This is a genomic window from Pseudomonas sp. B3G-3 (assembly GCF_028640915.1).
Taxonomy (GTDB): domain Bacteria; phylum Pseudomonadota; class Gammaproteobacteria; order Pseudomonadales; family Pseudomonadaceae; genus Aquipseudomonas; species Aquipseudomonas chlororaphis_I.
In genome coordinates, this window is record NZ_JAQZAB010000131.1 from 39,961 (window position 1) to 66,676 (window position 26,716).

Sequence of the window (26,716 nt, forward strand, 5' to 3'; positions counted from 1 at the left end):
GGCCAGGCGGCCTACACCGACATCGTCGCCTGAGTCATTGCGGTAAAGTAAAGGAAGGAGTAGCCGCGCAGCGGCGCTTTCAAGGGACCCGCCCCATGCACTTCGACCTGACCGACCTGCGCCTGTACCTGAACATCCTCGACGCCGGCAATATCACCGCCGGCGCCAGCCGCAGCCATTTGTCCCTGGCCGCCGCCAGTGCGCGAATCCGCGCCATGGAAGCGTCCCTGGGCACCGAATTCCTCCAGCGTGGCCGCCGTGGCGTCAGCCCGACGCCCGCCGGCAAGGCCCTGGCCCAGCATGCGCGCGGCCTGCTGCAACAGGCCGAACACCTGCGCCAGGACCTGGCCGAATACGCCCGGGGCGTCAAAGGCCAGGTGCGCCTGTTGTGCAACACCACGGCGATCACCGAATACCTGCCGGAGCCGCTGGCGGACTTTCTCTGCGCCCACCCCAACCTGGATATCGACCTGCAGGAACTGCCCAGCCTGCGCATCACCCACGCCCTGCGCCAGGGCGCGGCGGACCTGGGGATAGTGTCCGACGCGGTGGATACCCAGGACCTGCAGACCCAGGCCTTTCGCGACGACCCGCTGGTGCTGGTCCTGCCCGCCCAGCACCCGCTGGCGGACGGTCGGGCGGTGAGTTTCAGCGACAGCCTGCACCACGACTATGTCGGCCTCGCCGCCCACAGCGCCCTGGCCGTGTACCTGGAAGAACAGGCCTTGCACCTGGGACTGCGGATGCCGATCCGCATTCGCGCCGACGGCTTCGACGGGGCGATGCGCATGGTCGCCCGGGGCGCCGGGCTGGCGGTGGTGCCCCGGGCCGCCGTCGAACGCCGGGGGCCGGATGCCTCGCTCACAGTGCTGCCGCTGATGGAGGCCTGGGCGCAACGCAAGTTGCTGCTGTGCGCCCGGAATTTCGAGCAGTTGCCCGCCTATGCCAAGGCCCTCCTAGAAACCCTGGGGCAACTGTAGGAGCAGCCGGTCGACGCTCGATTGCTCGCGATGGCATCCGCCGAAGCACAACGGTGGATGGCCGCTGCGCGGATCGCGAGCAAGCTTCGCTCCTACAGGTTTGGGGTCAGACCTTGGACGGGGTCAGCTCGGCGGCTCGGGGTTTTCTGAAGCAGGCGAAGTAGACCGCCGTCAGGATCGCCAGGAAGGGCACGCCGAACACCAGGGTCATCTTGAAGGCCTCGGTGAAGTAGGTGGTGATCATCACCGCGCCCATCAGCACCAGGCCCAGCAGTGTGCTCCAGGGGAACAGGCGCATGCGGAACGACAGCGGCTGCTCGCCATGGCGCTGGTGGTAACGGCGGAAGCAGTAGTGGGTGAGAAAGATCATGAACCAGGTGAAGATCGCGCCGAACATCGAGATCGCCATCATCAGGGTGAACGAGCTTTCCGGGTACAGCACGTTGATCAGGGTCGCCAGGCCGATGCCGGAACTGGACAGCAGCAAGGCGTTCAACGGGATGCCGCTCTTGCTCAGGGCGCCCATGGACTTCGGTGCATAACCGCCGCGGGACAGGCTGAACATCATGCGCGTGGTGATGTACAGCTGGCTGTTCATCGCCGACAGCGCAGCGATCAGGATCACGAAGTTCATCACCCCGGTGGCGCCGGGAATGCCGATGGTCTGCATCACCGTGACGAACGGGCTCTGCGCCTTGCCGGCCTGGACCCAGGGCACGATGGCCAGCATCAGCGCCAGGGTCAGCAGGTAGAACACCACCAGCCGTACCATGGTCGCGCGGAAGGCCTTTTTCACCGCCCGCTGCGGGTCCTCGGCCTCGCCAGCGGCCACCGCGATCATCTCCACGCTCAGGTAGCTGAAGATCGAGACGATCACCGCGATCCACATGCCCTGCACGCCATTGGGGAAAAAGCCGCCGTGGGCGCTGTAGTTGTGCAGGCCGTAGTCGGCATTGCCGGAGCCGAACACCACGTACACCGCAAGAATGATGAAGCCGACGATGGCGGCGATCTTGATGGTGGAGAACCAGTACTCGAAGTTGCCGAAGGTTTTCACGCTGATGGCGTTGAGCAGGATCAGCACGCTGGAGAACGAGACGATCCACACCCATTCCGGCACGTGGGCGAACCAGTACTTCATGTACATGGCGATGGCCGTGACCTCGGCGCCGACCGCCAGGACGATGGCCGCCCAGTAGGCGTAGCGCACCAGGAACCCGGCCAGCGGGCTGATGTAGAACTCGGCGTAGGCGCCGAAGGAACCGGAGGTGGAATGGGCCACGGTCATTTCCGCCAGGCAGCCCATCAGCAGCAGGGTGATCAGCGCGCCGATGGCGTAGCTGAGCAGCACGCTGGGGCCGGCGTAACCGATGGCGTAGGCACTGCCCATGAACAGCCCGGTGCCGATTGCCCCGCCGATGGCGATCATGCTCATCTGGCCGGCCGTGAGCTGGCGGCGCAAGCCCTGTTCACGGTTGGAAATCGCTGCAAAACCCTTGTTGGTCGTGGTCACGTTCATCAGCCTCTTATTATTGTGTGCACGCGTTGATCGGTGTCGCGAGCCGTCCCTGGCCGGTTCTGATATCACCCTGTAGCCGCTGGCGCAGCCTGCGATCGAGGCCGCAGGACTCGCATTCCCAGGCGCCGCGGTCTATCCGGCAGACCATGGACTCAGGATTTGCGACGGCTGCGCCGCCGATCGCAGCCTGCGGCAGCGGCTACAGGTAGCGGGTTTCAGGTCACGCTGTGGCGGATCTGGAACTGCGGCTGGGCCCAGGTTTTTTCGTCGAGGATTTCACCGAGGATCTGCACCGCGTCCCAGACTTCGCTGAAGCGGGTGTACAGCGGCGTGAAGCCGAAGCGCATGATCCGCGGTTCGCGGTAGTCGCCGATCACGCCCCGGGCAATCAGGGCCTGGATCACCGCATAACCTTCGGGGTGCTCGAAGCTGACATGGCTGCCGCGCTTGTCGTGTTCGCGCGGGGTGACCAGCTTCAGGCCATGGGCCGCGCAGCGCTGCTCCACCAGTTCGATGAACAGATCGGTCAGGGCCAGGGACTTGCGGCGCAGGCTGGCCATGTCGGTCTGTTCGAAGATCTCCAGGCCGCACTCGACCATGGCCAGCGAAGTGATCGGCTGGGTGCCGCACAGGTAGCGGGCGATGCCGCTGCTCGGCCGGTATTGCGCTTCCATGTCGAACTGCCGCGCATGGCCGAACCAGCCGGACAGCGGCTGCTTGACCAAGTCGCAGAGCGCCGGCGAGACCCAGGCGAAGGCCTGGGAGCCCGGGCCGCCGTTGAGGTACTTGTAGGTGCAGCCGATGGCGTAGTCGGCGCCGGCCTGCTTCAGGTCCACCGGCACCGCGCCGGCGGAGTGGGCCAGGTCCCACAGGCTCAGCGCGCCACATTCATGGGTCAGCGCGGTCACCGCCGGCATGTCGTGCATGTAGCCAGTCTTGTAGTTGACGTGGGTGAGCATGACCACCGCGGTGTCTTCGCCAATGGCCTGGGGCAGCTCCTCGGGGCTGTCCACCAGGCGCAGGGAATAACCCTGCTGCAGCATCTCGGTCAGGCCTTCGGCGATGTACAGGTCAGTGGGAAAGTTGCTGCTCTCGCTGACGATCACCCGCCGCTGCGGCGCCTTGAGCGCCTGCACGCGCAAGGCCGCGCTGAGCACCTTGAACAGGTTGATCGAGGTGGTATCGGTGATCACCACTTCGTTGGCATCGGCGCCGATCAGTTTGGCCAGGCGGTCGCCGAGGCGCTGCGACAGGTCGCGCCAGCCGGCGGTGTTCCAGCTGCGGATCAGGCCATTGCCCCACTCCTCGGCAATCACCTGCTGCGCCCGTTGCAGGGCCGCCACCGGGCGCGCGCCGAGGGAGTTGCCGTCGAGATAGATCACCCCATCGGGCAGCGCGAACTGGTGGCGCAGCGGCGCCAGCGGGTCCTGTGCGTCGAGGGCCAGGCAGTGGTTTCTTGTTGTCATGGGAGGTCCTGTTTTCACTATGGCATGCGGCAACGCACGCGATGCCGAGGGAGGTATCGGCGGCTGCACGGTGAAGAAATAATGAACGAAGCCCTGGAGAATTTTCGTGCAAAATGCGCAACGAGAGCGGCACAGCCTCGAAGATTATTCGACTACAACTTAAAAAAACGCGGATAAATGCCAACCATGATTCTCGACTCGACAGACCTGCGAATCCTGCACTTCCTGCAACAGGACGGCCGTATCAGCAACCAGGAGCTGGCGGAGAAAGTCGCCCTCTCGCCCTCGGCCTGCCTGCGGCGCCTGCGCCTGCTGGAGGGCGAAGGCATCATCAGCGGCTATCGCGCGGTACTCAACGCCGAGCGCCTGGGGATAGAGCTGGAGGCCATCGTCCATGTGTCGCTGCGCCAGGACGTGGCGGACTGGCACGAGACCTTTATCAAGAAGGTCCAGCAGTGGCCGGAAGTGGTCACCGCCTATGTGATCACCGGCGCCAGCAACTATGTGCTGCGGGTCCAGGCGCGCAACCTCAAGCACTTCTCGGATTTCATCGTCAATCACCTGAATCGCACGTCCGGGGTCACTGACATCCGCTCGGAAATCGTCCTGCAGAAAATCAAGGAACAGGACGGCCTGCTCGACCTGGTGCTGCGCAAGTAAAACGGCTGGCCTGTGGGGTACAGGCCCTAGAAACCGCCCAGGCGCCGCGCATCGTGGCGCTGCAAGGTGACGCTGGGCGACTCGCCGAACAGCTTGCGGTACTCGGCGGAGAACCGCCCCAGATGGCTGAAGCCCCAGCCCAGGGCGATTTCGGAAATGGTCCGCGCCGAGCCGTGTTCGAGGATCTCCTGGCGCACCGCGTTGAGCCGGTACTTCTTCAGGTAGACCATTGGCGACAGGGCGAAATACTTCTTGAAGGCCTCGAACAGCTTGAAGCGCGAGACCCCGGCGGCGGCTTCCAGGTCCTCCAGGCACAGCGGCTCGCGGGCGTTGGCGTGAATGTACTGGCGGGCGCGGACCAGGTAGTGGGGCAACTTGACCTCCAGCACCTCGCGCAGCTCCGCCGAGTAGTTGTTCGGCTGGGCCAGGATCAGGCCCTTGATCAAGGAGCTTTCCAGATCGCGAGTGAAGGCCAGCTGTTCGTACAGCTCGCTGCTGCGCTCCAGTTCGGCGATGAAATAGCGCGCCATGCGCCACCAGGACGCCGACGCCCCTTCCACCGCATCCATCACCGCCTCGAAGCGCAGCGGCGCTTCCGGTGGCCGTTGCAGCAAGGCCTCCAGCGCTTCGCTCATGGCCGCCCGGGTAATCACCACCTGGACTTTGCGGCAGTCGCCGGAGATCGCCAGCATCTGGCTTTCGTTGGGCGCGATGATCACCCCTTGGTCGCGGTTGGAACGCAGCAGCCGGCCGTCCTTGCTCAACTCCTGATCGCCGCTCAGCGGCAGGCTCAGGCTGTAGCTGCTGAAGCGCTCGGCGTCTTCGATATCGATGGTGACGTCGGTGCCGTATTCGATGGTGCCCAGGGTGGTGGCCCGCGACTTGAACACGTTGGCGCTGTGGTGAAAGCGGATGCGCTCGGGGGTGCTGGTCTCGAGCCGGTGCGGCCCGCAAATGCCGGACATCCAGCTTCTCGCCCCCTCGAGGTCGTAGCGATCGATACGAATATCGCGAAACTGCGAATCAGCCTTGCTATTCATCACGGCGCACCCACGGCAATATTTTTTTGCGCGCTCTGACGGCGCGTCTGATTTGAAGTACTGACCTGCAAGAGCAAGTTTTGCGCCACCGCCCGGGACTGCCAACCGGCTGGATAGCAATCGCCAACTAAGTGGATAGAGCCCATCCACCCGGTGCGCAAAACCCACGCAAGACTGCGCCAAACAGTAGCTCATCGCGACATCGCGGTGCAGCCGTTGATCGCCTGGGGCGCCGGCCGTGGGTATTCAGCCCCCAGGTGTTACCCCCCGCGCCCGCAGGAGCGAGGCTTGCCCGCGATGGGTACGGCGCGCTTTGGCGGATGCACCGCGTGATCCTTTATCGCGAGCAAGCTTCGCTCCTACAGAAGCCCTCAGCGCCATTCAATTTTATGGATGGCCTTGGCCGACTAAGCGGATAGCCACCCCTGCCCCGCACTCCCTCTAATGCACCCACTGATTGGCCTGAATAAAACCGTCTCTATAAAAAGGTACTCACTCATGAGTGGTGCAAGAAACACAGAACAATGGAAAAACTTCATCGACGGCTGCCTGGACTTTCGTCCGGACGACGGCGTATTCCGCATCGCCCGGGACATGTTCACCGAGCCCGAGCTGTTCGACCTGGAGATGGAACTGATCTTCGAGAAGAACTGGATCTACGCCTGCCACGAAAGCGAGCTGGCCAATAACCACGACTTCGTGACCCTGCGCGCCGGGCGCCAGCCGATGATCATCACCCGCGACGGCGAAGGCCGGCTCAACGCGCTGATCAACGCCTGCCAGCACCGCGGCACCACCCTGACCCGGGTCGGCAAGGGCAACCAGTCCACCTTCACCTGCCCGTTCCACGCCTGGTGCTACAAGAGCGACGGGCGCCTGGTGAAGGTCAAGGCGCCGGGGGAATATCCCGAGGGCTTCGACAAGGCCACCCGCGGCCTGAAGAAGGCCCGCATCGACAGCTACAAGGGCTTTGTCTTCATCAGCCTCGACATCCACGCCGACAACTCCCTGGAGGACTTCCTCGGCGATGCCAAGGTGTTCTTCGACATGATGGTCGCCCAGTCGCCCACCGGTGAACTGGAAGTCCTGCCCGGCAAGTCCGCCTACACCTACGACGGCAACTGGAAACTGCAGAACGAGAACGGCCTCGACGGTTATCACGTGAGCACCGTGCACTACAACTACGTGGCCACGGTGCAGCACCGCCAGCAGGTCAACAGCGAAAACGGCGGCGCCAGCGCCACCCTCGACTACAGCAAGCTCGGCGCCGGCGACGCCAACACCGACGACGGCTGGTTCGCCTTCAACAACGGCCACAGCGTGCTGTTCAGCGACATGCCCAACCCGTCGGTGCGCTCCGGCTACGCCACCATCATGCCGCGGCTGGTGGAAGAGTACGGCCAGGAAAAGGCCGAATGGATGATGCACCGCCTGCGCAACCTCAACATCTACCCGAGCCTGTTCTTCCTCGACCAGATCAGCTCGCAGCTGCGGATCATCCGCCCGCTGGCCTGGAACAAGACCGAGATCATCAGCCAGTGCATCGGGGTCAAGGGCGAGTCCGACGCCGACCGGGAAAACCGCATCCGCCAGTTCGAGGACTTCTTCAACGTCTCGGGCATGGGCACCCCCGACGACCTGGTGGAATTCCGCGAAGCCCAGCGCGGCTTCCAGGGCCGTCTGGAACGCTGGAGCGATATCTCCCGCGGCAGCCACCGCTGGGCAACCGGGCCGACCCGCAACAGCGAGGCCATCGGCATCCAGCCGGCCATGACCGGTACCGAATTCACCCACGAAGGGCTGTACGTCAACCAGCACCGCAACTGGCAGAAATTCCTCCTCGACGGGCTGGCCAGACAATCCCTGAAACTGCGTGAGGTGTGAACATGAGTGCGCAACTGCAATACCGTATCGAGCAGTTTTTCTACCGCAAGTCCGAGCTGTGCGACGCCCAGGACTGGGACGCCTACCTTGAGCTCTTCGACCCGCAGAGTGAGTTCCACCTGCCGCAGTGGGATTCCGAGCATGTCTACACCACCGACCCGAAACGCGGCATGTCGCTGATCTACTACGCCAACCGCTCGGGCCTGGAAGACCGGGTGTTCCGTATCCGCACCGGCAAGGCCGCCTCGACCATTCCGATGCCGCGCACCCTGCACAACATCAGCAACGTGCGGATCGCCGAGCAGGCCGATGGCAACCTGCAAGTGCGGCTGAACTGGCACACGCTGTTCTATCGCCTGGCCACCGCCGAGCAGTTCTTCGGCCATGCCACCTACAACCTCAAGCCCCACGGCGACAGCTGGCTGATCACCCGCAAGCATGTGCTGCTGCTCAACGACACCATCAACTCGGTGCTCGATTTCTACCACCTCTGACGGAGACCGGGCATGAACCACAAGGTCGCGTTCAGCTTTGCCGATGGCAAGACGCTGTTCTTCCCTGTACACGCCAACGAAATACTGCTCGACGCCGCCCTGCGCAACGGCATCAAGATCCCCCTCGACTGCCGCGAAGGCGTCTGCGGCACCTGCCAGGGCCGCTGCGAATCCGGCACCTACAGCCAGGACTACGTGGACGAGGAAGCCCTCTCCAGCACGGACCTGGAGCAGCGCAAGATGCTCAGTTGCCAGACCCGGGTGCAGTCCGATGCCACCTTCTACTTCGACTTCGATTCCAGCCTGTGCAGCGCCGCGGGGCCCGCACAGCTGGGCGGCACGGTCAGCGAAGTGCGCCAGGTCTCCGACAGCACGGCGATCCTGCAACTGCAGCTCGACCAGACAGCGCTGGACTTCCTGCCGGGGCAATACGCCCGGCTGTCGGTCCCCGGCACGTCGAGCAAGCGCTCCTACTCGTTCGCCAACCGCTCGGGCAGCCAGCAGCTGCAATTCCTCGTGCGCCTGCTACCCGACGGGGCCATGAGCAACTACATCCGCGAACGTTGCCAGGTCGGCGACCGTATCGAACTGGAGGCGCCGCTGGGCGCCTTCTACCTGCGCCATATCGTCCGGCCGCTGGTGCTGGTGGCCGGAGGCACCGGGTTGTCGGCGCTGCTGGCGATGCTCGAACAGCTGGTCGCCGACGGCTGCACCCAGCCGGCGCACCTGTACTACGGGGTGCGCAACGTCGCCGACCTGTGCGAAACCGCGCGTATCGAGGCTTATGCCGACCAACTGCCGGGCTTTCGCTACACTGCGGTGATCAGCGAGCCGGCGGCGGACTGGCCGGGCAAGCGTGGTTACATCGCCGAGCATTTCGATTGCAGCGAACTGCGCGATAGCCCGGTGGACATGTACGTCTGCGGACCGCCACCGATGGTCGAGTCGATCAAGAACTGGCTGCAAGATCAGCAACTTGAGAGCGTTCAGCTGTATTACGAGAAGTTCACCGAGAGTAATATCTGATCCGTCCGCCGTCAGCCGCGATCTGGCCGCGAACACGGACAGATCCGATAACAATGAGAAGAGAGCGTGATTAGTGGATGAAATCCTGAAACCCGGCGAACTCAAGCGTGGCTTGAAGAACCGCCATATCCAGCTGATTGCCCTGGGCGGGGCGATCGGCACCGGACTGTTCCTTGGCTCTGCCGGCGTGCTCAAGTCCGCCGGCCCTTCGATGATCCTCGGTTATGCGATTGCCGGGTTCATCGCCTTCCTGATCATGCGCCAGCTCGGCGAAATGATTGTCGAGGAACCGGTGGCCGGGTCCTTCAGCCACTTCGCGCACAAATACTGGGGCGGTTACTTCGGCTTTCTCGCCGGCTGGAACTACTGGGTGCTCTACGTGCTGGTGGGCATGGCCGAACTCACGGCCGTGGGCAAGTACGTGCAGTTCTGGTGGCCGGAAATCCCCTCCTGGGTCAGCGCGGCGGTGTTCTTCGTGCTGGTCAACCTGATCAACATGATGAACGTGAAGTTCTTCGGCGAAGCCGAGTTCTGGTTCGCCATCATCAAGGTGGTGGCCATCATCGGCATGATCGCCCTGGGCTGCTACATGCTGGCCAGCGGCAGCGGCGGCCCGCAGGCCGCGGTGAGCAACCTGTGGAGCCACGGCGGGTTCTTCCCCAATGGCGGCACCGGCCTGCTGATGGCCATGGCCTTCATCATGTTCTCCTTCGGCGGCCTGGAGCTGGTGGGCATCACCGCCGCCGAGGCCAGCGAGCCACGCAAGGTGATCCCCAAGGCGATCAACCAGGTGGTGTACCGGGTGCTGATCTTCTACGTCGGCGCTCTCACCGTGCTGCTGTCGCTGTACCCCTGGGACCAGTTGCTGCAGACCCTCAACGCTTCCGGCGACTCCTACAGCGGCAGCCCGTTCGTGCAGATCTTTGCCCTGATCGGCAGCGACACCGCGGCGCACATCCTCAACTTCGTGGTCCTGACCGCGGCGCTGTCGGTCTACAACAGCGGCGTGTACTGCAACAGCCGCATGCTCTACGGCCTGGCCGAACAGGGCGACGCGCCCAAGGCGATGATGAAGCTGAACAAACAGGGGGTGCCATTGCTGGCCCTGGGCGTCTCGGCGCTGATCACCCTGCTCTGCGTGGTGGTCAACTACCTGGCGCCGCAGGAAGCGCTGGAGCTGCTGATGGCCCTGGTTGTCGCGTCCCTGATGATCAACTGGGCACTGATCAGCCTGACCCACCTGAAGTTCCGCAAGTCCATGGGCCAGCAAGGCATAGTGCCGTCGTTCAAGACCTTCTGGTTCCCGTTCAGCAACTACCTGTGCCTGGCCTTCATGCTGATGATCGTCAGCGTGATGCTGATGATTCCCGGGATCCGGGTTTCGGTCTACGCGATCCCGGTGTGGGTTGCGCTGATCTGGGTGTTCTACCGCCTGCGGGTGGCCAGGGCTGGTACTCGGGCGGTGGCCTGACAACGGCGGCGCGCCCATCGCGGGCAAGCCTCGCTCCTACAGAAACGGAGCTTGCTCGCGATGAACATCGTTACCGTAGGAGCGAGGCTTGCCCGCGATGAACGATGACGCGGTGGCCCTGATTACAACGCCACTGGTTCAGCCAGCAAAAAGGCCCGGCATTCGATGAATACCGGGCCTTTTTGCTGGCCTGCCGCTTACAGCGTCGAGCGCACGCGCCACAGCTCGGGGAACAAGACGGTGTCGAGCATCTTGCGCAGGTAACCGACGCCTTCGGTGCCGCCGGTGCCGGGCTGGAAGCCGATGATGCGTTCCACCGTGGTCACATGGCGGAAGCGCCACTGGCGGAAGGAATCCTCCAGGTCGATGAATTTCTCCGCCAGCTGGTACAGGTCCCAGTAGCGCGACGGGTCGGTGTAGACCTCGCGCCAGGCGGCTTCCACCGACGGGTCATGCTGGGTCGGCGCCTGGCTGTTCAGGGCCAGGCGCTCGGGGTCGATGGCCAGCCCGGCCTTGGCCATCAGGCCGATGGCTTCGTCGTACAGCGATGGCGTGGCGATCGCCAGCTCCAGTTCCTCGAGCAGTTCCGGACGATGGGCATGGGGGCGCAGCAAGGTCGCACTCTTGTTGCCGAGGATGAACTCGATCTCGCGGTACTGGAACGACTGGAAGCCCGACGAGTGCCCCAGGTACGGGCGGATCGACTTGTACTCGGACGGGGTCATGGTCGCCAGCACCGCCCAGGCGTGCACCAGTTGGTCGAAGATCCGCGACACCCGCGCGAGCATCTTGAACGCCGGCGGCAACTGGCCCTGATGCACGTGCTCGCGAGCCGCCTTGAGCTCATGCAGCATCAGTTTCATCCACAGCTCCGAGGTCTGGTGCTGGATGATGAAGAGCATTTCGTTGTGATCCGGCGACAGGGGATGCTGGGCATTGAGGATGCGCCCCAGATCCAGATAGTCGCCGTAGCTCATGGAATTGGAAAAATTCAGCTCGGCGTTATGCCAGCCATCGGGCGGCGGGTTGCTCGAATAGGGACATTGACTCATCGCGTGGGCTCCTCATGTCAGGTCGCGGCTGATCGATCACCCGGCGCCAGTCTTGATCGAGGGCGCGCGGGGTCGAAGCTTTGTTGTTGTAAATACTATTGTAGGAATTATCGCGGCAAAGGCCGCAGGATGGCGCGCACCGGGCTCGCATCCAGATGAGCGAAACGCAGGGGCAACGCGATCAGTTCGTAGTCGCCTTCGGCCACCTCGTCGAGCACTATGCCCTCGAGAATCGCCAGCCCATGGCGGGCCACGGCGTTATGGGCGTCCATGGTTTTCGATTGCTGCGGATCGAGGGACGGGGTGTCGATGCCGATCAGGCGCACGCCGTGGCTGGCCAGCAGCTCGACGGTTTCCTTGGCCACGGCGCTGAAGTCCGGATCCCAGGTGCTCAACGGCGCCTGGCGATAGGTGCGCAGCAGCACCCGCTCGGGCAGGTTGTCGAGGTGACCTTCCAGGTGTCGGGGCAATACCAGCGGGCCGCAGCCCAGGCAATGCACGACCCGGCACGGGCCGAGGTAGACATCCAGCGGCACCTCGCCGATCGGCGCGCCATCGGCGCTGTAATGCAGCGGCGCGTCGACATGGGCCCCGGTGTGCGGCGACAGGGTGATGCGCCCGACATTCACCGGGCACTCGGGTCCATACTGCCAGACCCGCTCTTCCTGGAACGGCGTGTCGCCAGGCCAGGTCGGGGTCGCGGTACTCAGGGGCGGGCTGATGTCCCACCAGCTTGGGGTTGTGTTCATAGCGCTGCTCTCGGCCACTTCGACCTGAATCATACGAGCGATGCCCGTGAAGATTCTTGCGAAATGCTCCGGCGACCGCGGAATCTTTCGCAAGAACTGCAAGGAAATCACTGATTCACGCTCGGAAATTTCAATGCAAACCGCGGCAACACTTCGCGGGCGGCTACTGCGTTTCTGGGCACCCCGATGTCGAGTACAGACAACTGATGGGGCGCCGGGCGCTATAGGGTGCGACTTCAGTTCTCAGCCAAGACCCCGGAGTCCTCATGACCGCGACTGCCCCCATCACCGTTCTGCGCGACACTCACCCGCTGCCGGTGCTCGATGCCTGCAAATGGGAAAAACTCGAAGGCGACCCGCACACCGTCAACCTCAACGCCTACACCAGCGAAGACGGCAGCAAGATCATGGGCACCTGGATCTGCACGCCCGGCAAATGGCGCGTGGACTACGTGAAATGGGAGTACTGCCATTTCCAGGAAGGTTACTGCGTGATCACCCCGGACGGCATGGACCCGATCCACTTGCGCGCCGGCGATATCTTCGTGGTCGAGCCGGGGATGAAAGGCACCTGGGAAGTGGTGGAGACCGTGCGCAAGTATTTCGTTTTCGCCTGACGCCCGAAAATGCGGGCCGCAGTTTTGCAAACTGACTGATCGGCCCGGCGAAGGACTTTCCACAAAACTTCAAGAGGCGCTCATATCATTGAAGAGCGCCTCTTTTTTATAAAAACACAGTAATAAGGCGCACGCCCGCCATGCACTTCCCGGCTTAATGATATTGGCCAACCAGAAGTTCACTCATCTCATGCCCAGCGAATACAGACAGCCCACTTAAACTTCCAACAAGCTTGCTTAAACAAAAAAACCAAGCAGACGACCCACACTTAAAACTTTAGAAACTCTATTAATCCAACGACTAAAAAGGGGACGTCTCAACGTCCCCTTTTGCACATCCCGGTGCCTGGTGGTGTATCGGGCACTTAGTCTTTGGCTTTCGAGATTTTCCATGAGCCGGTATTGCCGTCCCGATTCAGATAGGGGGTCGTCGATACCGCATATTTGACGCCCTCGCCACTGGCATGCCCACAGGTATCCAGGAACCCGCCGCGCACGTCGTTGTAGCCATTCAGGAAGTGCACGACATCCCCCTCCCTCACCTTGAAATCCTTGGGATCTGAGGTATCGGCGAAGATTCGCCAGTGCAGGGTATCCGCCGGCCGCGACTCCTTGAGGGCTGTGACCACGTTATAGATCGACGGTTTTGTCGCGTGGCCATTGGTGTCCAGATAGCCACCCTCGTTCTTGTAGAGGTTCCACAGCAGAATCACATCGCAACTTTCAACCTCGGTTCCTACTGCCTTGCCTGTCGCGGACTCGATGACCCAGGTGCCAGTACCCGGGCCGCGATGAGGAGTGGTTGCGGTGACTACGCCGTAAAGGCTGTTCGGGGCGGTCGCATGATTACAAGTATCGAGATAACCGCCATCCCAATTACTGTAACCATTCTTGATATGAACTTTGTCTCCGTATCTCAGAACATCTGCCATGGTCTATCTCCCTGATATAACCTTATATACATGCCATATCCATGACATGTCGTCATTCGACAGAGATGCTGTCGACACAAATCACCTTAGCTATCAATCCCGATACTGCCAGGGCATGTCTTATACATTGTCGCGATAAAGCCACTTGCGAATACTTCATCGCCTACTGTGCAGATATTACGGGCGATATTCGGCTGTAAGACTGTCATGAACCGATGAATTGATTTTTCTGAACAAGCGCAATTGCCGAGGACGGCGCACTCGATCCCGGCCTGTGCCAGCGGGCTACAGGGGAGCGAGGTCCATTGAAGTAAGAGAGATGGTAAAAAACCGGGAGCCCGCCCGACGCGGGCTCCCGGAAAAACCCCTATTGGGGCTTGCGATAGCTGTTGACGATAGCCGAGAAGTCCATGCCCCCTTCCCCGCGCTGGCTCATGGCCTGGTACAGCTGCTGCGCCACGGCGCCCAGCACTACCGGCTGATGCGCCTGGCGGGCGGCCTCGGTGGCCAGGCCCAGGTCCTTGAGCATCAGTTCGGCGCCGAAGCCGCCGGTGTAGCCGCGGGCGGCCGGTGCGGTTTCGATCACCCCGGGCCAGGGGTTGTAGGTGTCGGAACTCCAGCAGCGCCCGGTGGAGCTGTTGATGATGCCCGCCAGCACCTTGGTGTCGATGCCCAGGGCATCGCCCAGGGCCATGGCTTCGCTGACGCCGATCATCGAAATGCCCAGCAGCAGGTTGTTGCAGATCTTGGCGATCTGCCCGGTCCCCACCTCACCGCAGTGCACGATATTGCGGCCCATCTGCGCCAGCACCGGCTGCAGGGTGGCGAACAGTTCGGCACTGGCGCCGACCATGAAGGTCAGGGTGCCCGCCGCCGCGCCACCGGTGCCTCCGGACACCGGCGCGTCGGCCATGGCCACGCCTTGCTTGGCGGCGGCCGCGGCCACGTCGCGGGCGGTCTGCGGATCGATGGTGCTGCAATCCACCGCCGGTGTGCCATGGGCGATACCCGCCAGCACCCCGTCGTCGCCCAGCCAGACGCTGCGCACATGGGCCGCGGCCGGCAGCATGGTGATCACCAGCTCGCTGTCTTCGGCGGCAGCGCGCGGCGAGGTGCTGATACTGCCACCCAGTTCGGCCAGTTCGTTGAGCACGGCCTGGTTCAGGTCGAACAGGTTCAACTGATGCCCGGCCTTGAGCAGGTTGCGCGCCATGGGTGCGCCCATGTTGCCCAGACCGATGAATGCGATTTTCATGAGCCGACTCCTCAACGCAAATGGATGGTGGTGTTCACGCCATCGTTGACGCTGTCATCGTCGAACCAGCGACTGGTGACGGTCTTGGTCTGGGTATAGAACTGCACCACTTGTTTGCCATAGGGCCCCAGATCGCCCAGTTTGGAACCACGGGAACCGGTGAAGCTGAAGAACGGTACCGGCACCGGGATCGGGATGTTGATCCCGACCTGGCCGACATCGATTTCGCTCTGGAACTTGCGGGCCGCTGCGCCACTCTGGGTGAACAGGCCGGTGCCGTTGCCGAAGGGGTTGCTGTTGACCAGGGCGATGGCCTGGTCGAGGGTGTCCACTTCCAGCACCACCAGCACCGGGCCGAAGATTTCCTGAGTGTAGATCTGCATGTCGGTGGTCACCCCGGAGAACAGGGTCGGGCCGACGAAGTTGCCCTGCTCGAAACCCGGCACCTTGACGTCGCGACCGTCCAGCTCCAGCTTGGCGCCTTCCTTGATGCCACTTTCGATCAGGCTCAGCACACGCTCCTTGGCCCGCTTGGAAATCAGCGGCCCGACATCGGTGCCCGGCTCGCTGCCGGCATTCACCTTGAGCTTCTGCGCCAGCGCCTTGAGGTCCGGCAGCCATTGTTTCGCCGCGCCCACCAGGACCACCACCGAGGTGGCCATGCAACGCTGGCCGGCCGCGCCGAACCCGGCACCGACCAGGGCATTGAGCGCCTGTTCGCGATTGGCGTCGGGCAGCACCACGGCGTGGTTCTTCGCGCCCATCATCGACTGCACGCGCTTGCCGTGCTTGCCCGCCAGGTCGTAGACGTGAGTGCCCACCGCAGTGGAGCCGACGAACGACACCGCCTTGATGTGCGGGTGGGTGCACAGCTTGTCCACCACGTCCTTGCCGCCATGCACCACATTGAGCACGCCCGGCGGAATCCCGGCTTCCAGCGCCAGCTCCACCAGCAGCATGGTCGACAGCGGGTCCTGCTCCGAAGGCTTGAGGACGAAGGTGTTACCGCAGGCGATGGCCATCGGGAACATCCACAGCGGAATCATCGCCGGGAAGTTGAACGGGGTGATCCCGGCGCAGACGCCGATCGGCTGGCGCAGGGTGTAGGTATCGACGCCGCCGGCGACGTTCTCGGCGAACTCGCCCATCTGCAGGCTGCCGATCGAGCAGGCATGCTCGACCACTTCCAGGCCGCGGAAGATGTCGCCTTCGGCATCGGCGATGGTTTTGCCCTGTTCGGCGCTGAGCACCTGGGCAATGCGCTTGGAGTGTTCGCGGATCAGCGCCTGCAGCTTGAGCATGATGCGCATCCGCGCGCCGATCGGGGTCAGTTTCCAGGTCTGGAAGGCGCGCTGCGCGGCTTCGATGGCGGCGTCGACTTCATCCGCCGTGGCGAAAGGCACCTTGGCCAGCACCTGCTGGGTGGCCGGGTTGGTGATGTCGTGCCATTCGCTGGTCCGGGACTCGACCCACTGGCCGTCGATCAGCAGCTTGACCTGCTGCAAGGTGGTGCCGTCGGACTTGAGGGATGCGTTCATACGGGTCTCCTGACTTCTTGAGGTTCTTATGCAGGGAGCCAAGGCGTGGGACCGCCTTGAAATGAGGCGTGCGTCGCGAGTTGGTTGTCGGACTGTTTTTGGAGTATAGATGTGCAAACTTCTAATAAGAACGCACATAAAAGCCGGTCCATCATGCAAAAAAACATCACATCCCTCGGCTCGCTGAACTGGGACGACCTGAAGTTTTTCCTCGAAGTGGCCCGCACCCGCAAGGCCAGCAGCGCGGCCAAGCGCCTGGCGGTGGACTACACCACGGTGTCGCGGCGCATCGGCTCGCTGGAAGTCGCGCTGGGCACCCTGCTGTTCGAAAAGTCCCGGACCAACGGCTTTGTCCTGACCGCCGAGGGCCAGCACCTGCTGGGTTATGCCGAGTCGATCGAAAGCACCCTGCACATGGCCTGCGAGCAGGTCTCGGGCTCGGGCGTGGCCCTGTCCGGCCATGTGCGCATGGGCTGCACCGAGGGTTTCGGCAGCTTTTTCATCACCCCGCAGCTGAGCCATTTCGTCGACGCCTACCCGGCGATCTCGGTGGACATCCTGCCGCTGCCGCACTTCATCAGCCTGTCCAAGCGCGAAGCCGATATCGTCATCGCCCTGGAGCGCCCGGAGCACGGCCCCTATGTCTGCTGCAAGCTCTGCGACTACCGCCTGCAGCTCTATGCGACCCAGGAATACCTCGACCAGCACCCACCGATCCGCCGCCCGGCGGACTTGAGCGAGCATCAATTCATCAGCTACGTGGACGACCTGGCGTTCAGCTCGGAGCTCTTGTACCTGGCCAATGTGCTGCCCGGCGCCAGCGCCAACCTGCGCAGCACCAGCGTGATCGCCCAGTACGTAGCGGCGCAGCAAGGGCGCTCGCTGGCGATCCTGCCGTGCTTCCTGGCCGCCCAGGACCCACGCCTGCTGCCAGTGCTGCCGGAGGAAATAGACATCACCCGACAGTTCTGGATGTACTGCCGCGAAGACCTGCGCAAGCTCAAACGGATCACCCTGCTGTGGGACTACATCCGCAATGTGACCGAACAGAATCAGGACCTGCTGATGGGGCAGAGCCGGGCGATGGTGTTTGCCGACTCATAGTCCTGCAGGAAGATCCGCTGGCCTTGCCAATGTTTTGCGACAGGGATTGATCGTAATTAGCAGCCCCGACAGACTCTCCAACCAAGTTCAGAATCGTCCTAAAGCCTTAGCCATCGCCACTTGCTAGGTTCGCGAAGCTCGACAAAGAGCCTCGCGGATCAGCTAATGCAAGGACGATAAATGCTTTCTTCTGCTCGCCTGGGCGACAAACACCTCTGCACTCTTCCCGGTCACGGCACGACACCTATTGCTTCTGCTTCTGGTGACATAGATATCAACTTCATGGGAGCAGCCCGAGTCGGTGACACTTGCGGTTGTGGCGCGGTCATCACCACGGGGTTTCCCTCGATCATCCTGAATGGCCGCCCTATGGCCCACTTAGGGAGCCCCACCAGTCACGGTGGGACGATCATCACCGGGTCAGGCGATGTCTTCGGTGGCTTTGTCATGGGACCCGCTCCGGGGGCTGCCATCATCAACTTCGCAGCACTCGGCGTGTTTCGCCCGGATGGCTCGGTGGACGATGAAAAGATGGCGACCTTGCTGGCCGACCCGAGGCTGATGGAGAAGGCTACCGCTGCAAATGCTTTGGTCGATCCCAATGCGGCCTCTAAGGCGCCCGAAGAGAAGCCAGAGCCGAACGATGGGCCAGAAGGCTGTACCCACCCGAACATGATGGAGAAGCTGGCGAGCTACATCGCAGATGAGATGAATAGCAACATCCACCACTCCTCCGTCTTGAAGATGAAAGAGCTGCTCAGCTATGACGTTGCGGAAGAGACCCGCAAGCAAATGGCCCTGCCGTGGTATGCCCAAGTCGGAAATACCAGCCCTCAAACTATCGACGCTTCAAACGTCGCGGCAGCTATGGCCCTTTGGACTGAACGAGTGGGCCAGGGTCGTGATTGGGACCACAAACCGAAGATTCATGCAAAATTTGGCAGGTATCGCCACAGGCAAGGCAAGTACGACTACTTCTACGATATTTGGTCGAACATTCACTACGGCTATGTTGGTATGGCTGGAGGACTCACTGAAGGCGTCCTTCTGGATGGTGCTGGGGTCGAGCAGATTGTTTCAGATCAATTACGACGGTGGGGAGAGCAGATAACCGTCGCCAAAGAAGAACAAAGGCTCAAAGGACCTAATGCCACAGAAGGCGTAGAAGGGATGCGCGCCTGGGACGACGTCCCGGATCGGATTTCAATTAGTATCGGCATGAAACTCTACAACGAGTATCCAAACGGGGGCATCACGGCAAAAATGATCATGGACGAAGTGCTTGCAGTTACACCGGAAGAATGGGGAGATGGCGCCAGTGTCCATGTCTGCGAAAAATATTAAAGCCCGATATGTTATTGGGGCGCTCGTTGTTTTCCCATTGTTGTTCTGGTACGTGGCGACCCCCGTCGTCCGTGTCCATTACTCTAAAGAAGGTACAGACGAACTTCGGCTAATCTGGAACACGCAGCACAGCATTCATAAAGAAGGAATGCTTCCAGGGCAAGCCACATATGACACCGGGCATATTTTCCCCAATGAGAAGTTCTTCATGAACTTCGACTGGTGGAATGAGAAGAGTCTGCGGAGATGCATAAACATCACGCCAAAATGGGGGAGTGCGATAGACATTTACCTTGATGGCGCAGGTCGCATCGACACTGTTAAAACCGCCCCGGATGTTATTGCTCGTTTGAAACGATGTGAAGGTGATTCTGATCCTTTCCGGTCCTAAAGTGCCCTACCAAGACCACCATGTGGGATTACATCCGCAGCGTGACTGAACAGAATCAGGGCCTGCTGATAGGGCAGACCCAGGCAATGGTGTTCGCCTATTAGTCGGCGATGACCACGATCGAGACGCGACGGTTTTCGGTACGCCCGGCCACCGTGCTATTGGAGGCTACCGGTTCGCTGCTGCCGAGGCCGCGCAGCTGGATGTTTTCTTCACGCATGCCCGTGGCCACCAGCACCTTGCTCACGCTTTTCGCCCGACGCAGGGACAGTTGCTGGTTATAGGTTTCCCTGCCGGAGGCATCGGTGTGGCCATCGACCCGGACCTTGTCGATGTGCACGCTGACCAGGGCCTTGCCGATGCGCTCGACGATCTCGGTACTGGCGGCATTCAGAGTCTCGATATCGCTGCCGAACAGCACCTTGCCTGACAGGCCGAAGGCCCAACCTTCATCCGTCAGCTCAAAGCCCTCCTGCTTGAGCACCGCCACTTGTTGCGGGGTCAGCCCCTTGGGCGGCACGCTCTGGCAGCCGGTCAATGAAAGCAGCGCCAGCAACAGGCCGGCGGTGAAAAGTCGCATGAAAGGTCGAGTCAATGAAAACAAAGAATTAGCTCCTGGATTGAACGTGAACGACGGGGGGCTCCGACCCCGCGGTGTGTTGCCCGCCTCGAGAGACACGCTTGGCCTGATACATCGCCGCATCAGCGGCGTTGAGCAGAGCACCCGGGGTGGTGCCATGATCAGGGTAGACGGCAATCCCGATACTGAGCGACGTCAGCACCGAAGTACTGCCTGGCAAGGCGATCGGCAGCTCCATGCTGGCGATGATTTTTTCGGCGATACGCTCGGCGTCCTCGATGCGGTGCAGCGGGGTCAGCAGAATGGCGAACTCGTCGCCCCCCAGGCGCGCCACCAGGTCTTCCTCGCGCAACTGCGCCCGCACCCGCGATGCCACCGCCATCAGCACCGCGTCGCCGGCGGCGTGACCGAAGTTGTCGTTGATGCCCTTGAAGCGGTCGCTGTCGAGAAACAGCACCGCAACCCGTTCATTGAGCTTGCTGGCGCTGCGCAGCGCGCGGATCAGCCGGCCCTCGAAAAACGCCCGGTTCGGCAACCCGGTCAGGCTGTCGTGGCTGGCCTGGTGGGCCAGGGTTTCGTTTTCACTCTGCAAATGGGTTTGCCAGGCCTCCAGCTCATCGAGCAAGGCATTGAAGTCGTTGCCCAGGTTGTCCAGCTCGGCAATCTTCGCCGGCGGTACCCGCACGTCGAATGCCCGCTCGCGGCGCGCGGCATGCGCCACATCGGCCAGGCTGCGCAGCGGCCCGGTAATGCCGCGCAACTGGCGGCGCGCCAGGTACAGCGCCACCCAGGCGCTCACCGCGATACACAGGACAATCCCCACCAACCCACTGAGCAGGAAGCGCAACAGGCTGCCGCCGTGCCCGGTCAAGGCAACACTGCCGATCTCCTGGCCCTGATACATGATCGGCACCGTGATGGGCTTTTCGAGAAAGGCGCGGGCGATCTGCATTTGCAGATCGCTCAGCAAACCGGTTTCCGGCCGCTCCCAGTGGGCCAGCACCCGGCCCCGGGCATCGAGCACCTGGGCCTCGGCCACTTCTTCGGTGGAGGCGATCAAGGCCAGGGCTTCGGTCGCCGCGGCGCTGTCGTTGAACACCACCGCCGCTTCGACCGTGTAGTTGATCGAACGCGCGATCAGGTGCAGGTTGTGATCGGCATACACCCGCAATGCCAACACCCCGAGCAGGGTCAGGGACAGGCTGGCCATGGAAATGGCCAGCAGGGCGACAATCAGATGCCCGCGGCCAATGACCGAACGCAAGGTAGGGCGAACAGGCGATTTGAAGAGACTCATGGCGCCGCCGGTCGACGACGGGAGAGTTGCAGCACGCTCGGATGAATCCGCACACCACTGCGGGCCACTGAATCCAGGTTGACCTCGAATGACACCTGGTTGTCTCTGACACGCAGGCAGAACAGACTGCCCACCGTGCACTGGTCGCCGCCTTCGCTGATGCTCAGCACCGGATGACCGGCCAGGGAAGTGAACAGGCGGGCACGCTGGTCATCGGTCAGCTTGCCGATGTACACCGAGTCGCACTCGCTGACGATGGCTGGGTTGTCGGCCAGCAAGCGCCGCACCAGGACCGGGCGGCCGGTGGCCTGGGTCGTGCCCTTGACCAGATCGTCGGTGTATTCGGTCGGCCCCACCACGCACAGGCGCAGCTGTGCCGGCTCCACCGGCCAGCGCGCATAGCTGAGAATGCCCAGCACCACCTGAGTTACTGCCTTGGCGCGCTGGTCTGCCAGGCTGACAGCCGCAGGCTCGGGTTGCGCGACGGCAAAAGTGCTCAGCAGACAGACCAGGGTGGACAGCAATACCTGCCTCCAGCCCAAAAAGCGCTCTGTCGCCGAGACAGCCACGTTCATGCAGGGATTCTCTTTGATCGTCATACAATGATGCCGCAACGATAGCACAGCAGGGGAACCCCCCGCGAGGCTCCCAGGCATGGGTAGCAGGCTATTGGTTTAGAAAAAAATGAAGTAACGATTTGAGCCTTCCTATTCTTCATGCCTGCATCGCCTGCTTAAGATCGGCGCCAGAGAGTGAGCCATCCAGGCCCCCTCGGTGAGATCGGATCCGCAGAGATCCGGCTCAAGGAATGTCTTTTGCTACTGCCCAGTATCGCCGCCTCGGCCACACGCCGCTGCGGTGCCATGAGTAGCCCAAGACATCTTTGAGGTTAGCCGATGCAACTGGAAATATTCCGCACACTCTGGGGCTATACCGCCAGCAAGGCCCAGGCACTCGACGAACTGCTGGCCGCCGGCTTCGACGGTATGGAAGCCCGCCTGCCTTTGCAAGCTCGTGAACGCGGCGAATTCGGCACTTTCCTGCGGGACAATCGCCTCGGCTATATCTGCACCGTTTTCACCGCCTACGACGTCCTGCCCAAACAGTCGGCCACGTTCCAGGAACACCTGCTGGACCTGGACCGCAAACTCGCCTGGGCCGCCGAGCTGGCACCGCGCTTCGTCAATGTCCTGGCCGGCAACGATCGCTGGCCCCTGGCGCAACAAGTCGAGTTCTTCGGCCAGGCCATGGAACTGGCGCGCAAGCATGGCCAGTTCTGCAGCTTCGAGACTCACCGTGCCCGCTCGCTGTTCAACCCCTGGGTCACCCTGGAGCTGATCCGGCAATTGCCCGATCTGCGCTTCACCAGCGATATCAGCCATTGGGTCGTCACCTGCGAACGCCTGCTGGACGATCCTTTCGATGACCTGGCCCCCTTCGTCGAGCGCGTTCACCACATCCAGGCCCGGGTCGGTTATGACCAGGGGCCGCAAGTCCCGCACCCCGCCGCCCCGGAATATGCCCGTGAACTGGCGTTCCACCAGCAACACTGGGAGGCCGTCTGGCATTCGCAAAAGGCCCGTGGCTACCAGGTCAGCACCCTGACCCCGGAGTTCGGCGCCGACGGCTACCTGCATCACCTGCCCTTCACCAACGTGCCGGTGGCCGACCTCTGGTCGCTGAACCAGTGGATGGCCAGGACCGAGCGCGAACACTTCGACCGCTTCACCCACTCAACCCGTCCGTGAGGTTCTTGCGTCATGCCCGAGAAGATCGACAACACCCCGGCCAAGGCCAACTTCAAGCACATCCCGGTGGTGGACATCGCCGGCCTGTTCAGCATCGAGCTGGAACACCGGCTGGCCGTCGCCGAGCAGTTGGGAGCAGCCGCCAGCGAAGTGGGCTTTCTCTATATCACCAGCCATGGCATCGACCCACAGTTGATCGCCGATTTGCGTCAGGCCGCCAGGGACTATTTCGCCCAGCCCCTGGACACCAAGATGCAGCACTACATCGGCACCTCGAAAAGCCACAAGGGTTTCGTCCCCGAAGGCGAGGAGGTGTATTCCAAGGGCAAGCCGGATCACAAGGAGGCCTTCGACATCGGCTTCGAAGTACCGGCCGACGATCCCCTGGTCCTGGCCAACACGCCGCTGCTGGGGCCGAACGAATGGCCGGCGCTGCCCGGTTTCAAGGAGGCGGTACAGGCCTATTACGCGGCCATCTTCGCCCTCGGCAGGCGCCTGTTCAGCGGGTTTGCCCTGGCCCTGGGCCTGGAAGAAAACTACTTCGACGCCCTGGTCACCCGCCCGCCTTCCAAGCTGCGCCTGATCCACTACCCCTTCGATGACGCGGCCCAGGATGCCCCCGGCATCGGCGCCCACACCGACTACGAGTGCTTCACCATCCTGCTGGCCGACAAGCCGGGCCTGGAGGTGATGAACAACCTGGGCCAGTGGATCGACGCCCCGCCCATTGCCGACGCCTTCGTGGTGAACATCGGCGACATGCTGGAAGTGATGACCGCCGGCGCCTTTGTCGCCACCGCCCACCGGGTGCGCACGGTCAGCGAGGAGCGCTACTCGTTCCCGCTGTTCTACGCCTGCGACTTCCACACCCTGATCAAGCCTTTGCCACAGTTCGCCAAGGCCTCGGACGACTACGAGCAGATCGCCATCGGCGAACACATGTATGGCCAGGCCCTGCAGACCTATCAGTACCTGCGCAAACGCGTGGAGAACGGCGAGATCCGCTTGCCGGAAAAAGCCCGCAAGCCTTCGAGCTTCGGCCACCTGAAACATCAGTCGCAAGCGTCCTGACACCCCCTTCGCCCTTTGCTTCCATCCCCTGGAGAGACCCACGATGCTTAACAAAAACAACGTTGCTCGCCTGACCCTGCTCACCGCCGGCCTGTTGTGCGCCACTGCCGGCCTGGCCTCGACCGCGACACCCGGCCAGTTGAAGATCGGCATGGAAATCACCTACCCGCCGTTCGAGTCCTATGACAGCGAGAAGAACGTGGTCGGCTCCGACCCGGAACTGGCCCACGCCCTGGCCAGGCATCTGAACGCCAAGGCCGAGTTCGTCGACACCAAGTTCCCCAGCCTGATCCTCGGCCTCAACGCCGGTCGCTACGACGCGATCATTTCCGGCATGTACATCACCCCGGAGCGGCAGACCCAGGCCATGACCATCGCCTATGCGAAAACCGGCGCGGCGATCATGGCGTCCAAGGACAGCGGCCTGAATCCGCAAACCCCTGAAGACCTGTGCGGCCTGAAAGTCGGCCTGGAACAGGGCACCACCTGGGTCGGCCAGTTGCAGAAGCTCTCCAGCGACTACTGCGTGCCGAACAACAAGGGCGCGATCAGCGTCAGCGAATACCCCTCGGCACCTGAAGTGACCCAGGCCCTGCTGTCGAAGAACATCCAGGCCCAGGTGGAAATCGCCGGCGCGGCGAAGATGATCGCCGAACGCACCAAGGGCCGGGTGGTCGTCACCAGCCAGCACCTGATCTATCAGCAGACCCTCGGCATCTTCGTCAAGAAAGGCAACGACGCCACCTACAAGGCGCTGCAGGAAGCCTTCGCCGAGAGCCGCAGGAACGGCGAGTACGCCGCGATCCTCGGCAAATACAACCTCGAGCCCGTGACTGACTGACAAACCACTGCGGCGCACGGATGCGCCCGTGACCGGCCCCTGATCGAGCGCACGACGCCCGTCCTGATGCCGGCGATCCGAAGCCGCCTGAGGTATTTATGCAATTCGACTGGTCCTACTTCTTCTCCCTGTTTTCCCTGCCCAGCTTCTGGCACGCCAGCGTCACCGTGGTCCAGCTCAGCGCCCTGGCCTGGTTCATCGGCATGCTGCTGGGCTTTCTCCTGGCGTCGGCCAAACTCTCCAGCGCCGCCTGGCTCAGAACCCCGGCAGCGCTGTACATCTGGTTCTTTCGTAGCATCCCGCTGCTGGTGCTGGTGGTCTTCGTCTATAACCTGCCCCAGCTGTTTCCGGCCACCGGCTCGGTGCTGTCCAACCCCTTCTACTCGGGGCTGCTCGCCCTGGTGGTGACCGAAGCGGCGTACATGGCGGAAATCCACCGCGGCGGGCTGATCTCGGTGGCCAAGGGGCAGAAGGAAGCCGGTCGTGCGTTGGGGATCGGCCTGGTCGGCCTGCAACGGCTGATCGTCATCCCCCAGGCCTTCCGCATTTCCTTGCCAACCCTGATCAACGAGTACATCACCGTGGTCAAGCTGACCTCGCTGATCTCAGTGATCTCCCTGACCGAATTGCTCACCGTCGGCCAGCGCCTGTACGCACAGAACTTCCTGGTGATGGAAACCCTGGCCGCGGTGGCGGTGTACTACGTGCTGATCGTCACCCTGTTCGCCTGGCTGCTGCAGCGCCTGGAACACCATCTGGACCTGAACCTGCGCACGCCACAAACCCTGGACGACGCCGGCACCGAGTGGCTCCGGCAGCAGGCGCAACCGCTGCACGCCCGCCCGCGTCCAACAGCGGTGGCCGGCAGCGCCCCGGCCCTGCAGCTGCAAAACATCCACAAGTGCTACGGCGATCATCAGGTGCTCAAGGGCGTCGACCTGAACGTCGCCAGCGGCCAGGTGATTTCCATCATCGGTCCGTCCGGCTCGGGCAAGACCTCGCTGATCCGTACCATCAACGGCCTGGAGCGCATCGACCAGGGCGAGATCGTGCTGTTCGGCAACAGCTTCATCAGCGCCGGCGACAACCTCAACAGCCCGCAGGTGCGCGAGGGCGTGCGGCACATCGGCATGGTCTTCCAGAACTTCAATCTGTTCCCCCATCGCTGCATCCTCGACAACATCTGCCTGGCGCCGCGTTACCACGGCAGCAGCAAGGCCTTGAGCGCGCAGCAGGCCTACGCCTTGCTGGACAAGGTCGGCCTGCTGGCCCACGCCCACAAGTACCCGCACCAGCTGTCCGGCGGCCAGCAGCAGCGCGTGGCGATTGCCCGGGCCCTGGCGATGGAGCCGCAGATCATGCTCTTCGACGAGCCGACCTCGGCCCTCGACCCGGAGCTGGTGGGCGATGTGTTGAATGTGATTCGCGACCTGGCCAGAGAAGGCATGACCATGTTGATCGTCACCCACGAGATGGACTTCGCCCTGTCGATTTCCGATCGAGTGATCTTTATGGAGGGCGGCAATATCCAGCTGGACGCCAGCCCGCGGGCGATCCGCGAAGAAGAAGCCGGAGAGCGGGTCAGGCGCTTCATGGGGCTCGAGCAGCCCAGCGCAACGGCGCTGGCCGCGGCGCTCTGATCGTGTGCTGAGCGCCA

Annotated in this window: 25 protein-coding genes; 14 read left to right on the forward strand and 11 right to left on the reverse strand. The window is 62.5% G+C overall.

Annotated elements, in window-relative coordinates:
- Window positions 1-95: 95 nt before the first annotated feature.
- Window positions 96-980: a LysR substrate-binding domain-containing protein gene (locus tag PVZ80_RS29790; RefSeq protein WP_110177266.1), complete on the forward strand. Its 885-nt coding sequence runs from the start codon at window positions 96-98 to the stop codon at window positions 978-980.
- Between the two features lie 106 nt (window positions 981-1,086).
- Here PVZ80_RS29790 and PVZ80_RS29795 read toward each other — a convergent pair whose 3' ends face one another.
- Window positions 1,087-2,499 carry an amino acid permease gene (locus PVZ80_RS29795; protein ID WP_162473254.1) on the reverse strand — a complete coding sequence of 471 codons (1,413 nt, stop codon included), beginning with the start codon at window positions 2,497-2,499 and terminating at the stop codon, window positions 1,087-1,089.
- 215 nt (window positions 2,500-2,714) lie between these two features.
- Window positions 2,715-3,965: a kynureninase gene (gene kynU / locus PVZ80_RS29800; protein WP_028681608.1), complete on the reverse strand. Its 1,251-nt coding sequence runs from the start codon at window positions 3,963-3,965 to the stop codon at window positions 2,715-2,717.
- Window positions 3,966-4,151: 186 nt separating this feature from the next.
- On the opposite strand from kynU, the gene PVZ80_RS29805 reads away from it, so the two are divergent.
- Complete coding sequence (locus PVZ80_RS29805) at window positions 4,152-4,625, forward strand: Lrp/AsnC family transcriptional regulator (protein WP_009046863.1); 474 nt, start codon at window positions 4,152-4,154, stop codon at window positions 4,623-4,625.
- A gap of 26 nt (window positions 4,626-4,651) precedes the next feature.
- Here the strand turns inward: PVZ80_RS29805 and PVZ80_RS29810 are convergent, their stop codons facing one another.
- Window positions 4,652-5,665: an AraC family transcriptional regulator gene (locus tag PVZ80_RS29810; RefSeq protein ID WP_016704186.1), complete on the reverse strand. Its 1,014-nt coding sequence runs from the start codon at window positions 5,663-5,665 to the stop codon at window positions 4,652-4,654.
- A 498-nt stretch (window positions 5,666-6,163) separates the two neighbouring features.
- Between PVZ80_RS29810 and antA the strand changes: the two genes are divergently transcribed.
- The 4 genes from antA to PVZ80_RS29830 all read left to right on the forward strand — a co-directional run bounded on the left by antA (window position 6,164) and on the right by PVZ80_RS29830 (window position 10,540).
- On the forward strand, window positions 6,164-7,549 hold the full coding sequence (antA, locus tag PVZ80_RS29815) for an anthranilate 1,2-dioxygenase large subunit (protein WP_273864924.1): 1,386 nt from the start codon (window positions 6,164-6,166) through the stop codon (window positions 7,547-7,549).
- Between the two features lie 2 nt (window positions 7,550-7,551).
- Window positions 7,552-8,043 carry an anthranilate 1,2-dioxygenase small subunit gene (gene antB, locus PVZ80_RS29820; protein WP_009046860.1) on the forward strand — a complete coding sequence of 164 codons (492 nt, stop codon included), beginning with the start codon at window positions 7,552-7,554 and terminating at the stop codon, window positions 8,041-8,043.
- Window positions 8,044-8,055: 12 nt separating this feature from the next.
- On the forward strand, window positions 8,056-9,069 hold the full coding sequence (gene antC / locus PVZ80_RS29825) for an anthranilate 1,2-dioxygenase electron transfer component AntC (RefSeq protein ID WP_273864925.1): 1,014 nt from the start codon (window positions 8,056-8,058) through the stop codon (window positions 9,067-9,069).
- 73 nt (window positions 9,070-9,142) lie between these two features.
- Window positions 9,143-10,540: an amino acid permease gene (locus PVZ80_RS29830; RefSeq protein WP_009046858.1), complete on the forward strand. Its 1,398-nt coding sequence runs from the start codon at window positions 9,143-9,145 to the stop codon at window positions 10,538-10,540.
- 197 nt (window positions 10,541-10,737) lie between these two features.
- Here PVZ80_RS29830 and kynA read toward each other — a convergent pair whose 3' ends face one another.
- Window positions 10,738-11,592, reverse strand: coding sequence for a tryptophan 2,3-dioxygenase (gene kynA / locus PVZ80_RS29835; protein ID WP_009046857.1), 855 nt, complete (start codon window positions 11,590-11,592; stop codon window positions 10,738-10,740).
- A gap of 107 nt (window positions 11,593-11,699) precedes the next feature.
- The gene (kynB, locus tag PVZ80_RS29840; RefSeq protein WP_009046856.1) at window positions 11,700-12,341 is read right to left on the reverse strand and encodes an arylformamidase; all 642 of its coding nucleotides are present in this window, start codon (window positions 12,339-12,341) and stop codon (window positions 11,700-11,702) included.
- Between the two features lie 266 nt (window positions 12,342-12,607).
- Between kynB and PVZ80_RS29845 the strand changes: the two genes are divergently transcribed.
- Window positions 12,608-12,958 carry a cupin domain-containing protein gene (locus PVZ80_RS29845; protein WP_007922165.1) on the forward strand — a complete coding sequence of 117 codons (351 nt, stop codon included), beginning with the start codon at window positions 12,608-12,610 and terminating at the stop codon, window positions 12,956-12,958.
- 365 nt (window positions 12,959-13,323) lie between these two features.
- Here PVZ80_RS29845 and PVZ80_RS29850 read toward each other — a convergent pair whose 3' ends face one another.
- The 3 genes from PVZ80_RS29850 to PVZ80_RS29860 all read right to left on the reverse strand — a co-directional run bounded on the left by PVZ80_RS29850 (window position 13,324) and on the right by PVZ80_RS29860 (window position 16,683).
- Window positions 13,324-13,890 (reverse strand): hypothetical protein, encoded by a 567-nt coding sequence (locus tag PVZ80_RS29850; RefSeq protein ID WP_028681603.1) that lies wholly within the window; start codon window positions 13,888-13,890, stop codon window positions 13,324-13,326.
- A 367-nt stretch (window positions 13,891-14,257) separates the two neighbouring features.
- Window positions 14,258-15,145, reverse strand: a complete 888-nt coding sequence (gene mmsB, locus PVZ80_RS29855; RefSeq protein ID WP_009046854.1) for a 3-hydroxyisobutyrate dehydrogenase — start codon at window positions 15,143-15,145, stop codon at window positions 14,258-14,260.
- 11 nt (window positions 15,146-15,156) lie between these two features.
- On the reverse strand, window positions 15,157-16,683 hold the full coding sequence (locus tag PVZ80_RS29860) for a CoA-acylating methylmalonate-semialdehyde dehydrogenase (RefSeq protein WP_009046853.1): 1,527 nt from the start codon (window positions 16,681-16,683) through the stop codon (window positions 15,157-15,159).
- A 153-nt stretch (window positions 16,684-16,836) separates the two neighbouring features.
- Between PVZ80_RS29860 and PVZ80_RS29865 the strand changes: the two genes are divergently transcribed.
- From PVZ80_RS29865 to PVZ80_RS29875, 3 genes are all read left to right on the forward strand, one after another.
- Entirely contained in the window at window positions 16,837-17,787 is a 951-nt protein-coding gene (locus tag PVZ80_RS29865; protein WP_273864926.1) for a LysR family transcriptional regulator, read from the forward strand.
- A 180-nt stretch (window positions 17,788-17,967) separates the two neighbouring features.
- Window positions 17,968-19,131: a polymorphic toxin type 44 domain-containing protein gene (locus tag PVZ80_RS29870; RefSeq protein WP_273828763.1), complete on the forward strand. Its 1,164-nt coding sequence runs from the start codon at window positions 17,968-17,970 to the stop codon at window positions 19,129-19,131.
- Window positions 19,112-19,522: a hypothetical protein gene (locus tag PVZ80_RS29875; protein WP_273828764.1), complete on the forward strand. Its 411-nt coding sequence runs from the start codon at window positions 19,112-19,114 to the stop codon at window positions 19,520-19,522. Before PVZ80_RS29870 ends, PVZ80_RS29875 begins: the two co-directional genes overlap by 20 nt.
- 100 nt (window positions 19,523-19,622) lie before the next feature.
- On the opposite strand, the gene PVZ80_RS29880 is transcribed toward PVZ80_RS29875, so the two are convergent.
- The 3 genes from PVZ80_RS29880 to PVZ80_RS29890 are packed head-to-tail and all read right to left on the reverse strand — an operon-like array spanning window position 19,623 to window position 21,974.
- Window positions 19,623-20,102 (reverse strand): OmpA family protein, encoded by a 480-nt coding sequence (locus PVZ80_RS29880; RefSeq protein WP_151263569.1) that lies wholly within the window; start codon window positions 20,100-20,102, stop codon window positions 19,623-19,625.
- A gap of 28 nt (window positions 20,103-20,130) precedes the next feature.
- Window positions 20,131-21,399: a diguanylate cyclase domain-containing protein gene (locus tag PVZ80_RS29885; RefSeq protein ID WP_009046849.1), complete on the reverse strand. Its 1,269-nt coding sequence runs from the start codon at window positions 21,397-21,399 to the stop codon at window positions 20,131-20,133.
- Window positions 21,396-21,974 carry a YfiR family protein gene (locus tag PVZ80_RS29890; RefSeq protein ID WP_028681599.1) on the reverse strand — a complete coding sequence of 193 codons (579 nt, stop codon included), beginning with the start codon at window positions 21,972-21,974 and terminating at the stop codon, window positions 21,396-21,398. The genes PVZ80_RS29885 and PVZ80_RS29890 overlap by 4 nt, the downstream gene beginning before the upstream one ends.
- Window positions 21,975-22,295: 321 nt before the next feature.
- Here PVZ80_RS29890 and PVZ80_RS29895 point away from each other — a divergent pair, with 321 nt between their 5' ends.
- The 4 genes from PVZ80_RS29895 (at window position 22,296) to PVZ80_RS29910 (ending at window position 26,699) form a co-directional block, all read left to right on the forward strand.
- Window positions 22,296-23,147: a sugar phosphate isomerase/epimerase family protein gene (locus PVZ80_RS29895; RefSeq protein WP_016704197.1), complete on the forward strand. Its 852-nt coding sequence runs from the start codon at window positions 22,296-22,298 to the stop codon at window positions 23,145-23,147.
- Window positions 23,148-23,159: 12 nt separating this feature from the next.
- On the forward strand, window positions 23,160-24,218 hold the full coding sequence (locus tag PVZ80_RS29900) for an isopenicillin N synthase family dioxygenase (protein ID WP_016704198.1): 1,059 nt from the start codon (window positions 23,160-23,162) through the stop codon (window positions 24,216-24,218).
- 43 nt (window positions 24,219-24,261) lie between these two features.
- Window positions 24,262-25,059: an ABC transporter substrate-binding protein gene (locus PVZ80_RS29905; protein ID WP_016704199.1), complete on the forward strand. Its 798-nt coding sequence runs from the start codon at window positions 24,262-24,264 to the stop codon at window positions 25,057-25,059.
- Between the two features lie 98 nt (window positions 25,060-25,157).
- Window positions 25,158-26,699 (forward strand): amino acid ABC transporter permease/ATP-binding protein, encoded by a 1,542-nt coding sequence (locus PVZ80_RS29910; protein WP_273864927.1) that lies wholly within the window; start codon window positions 25,158-25,160, stop codon window positions 26,697-26,699.
- Window positions 26,700-26,716 lie beyond the last annotated feature (17 nt).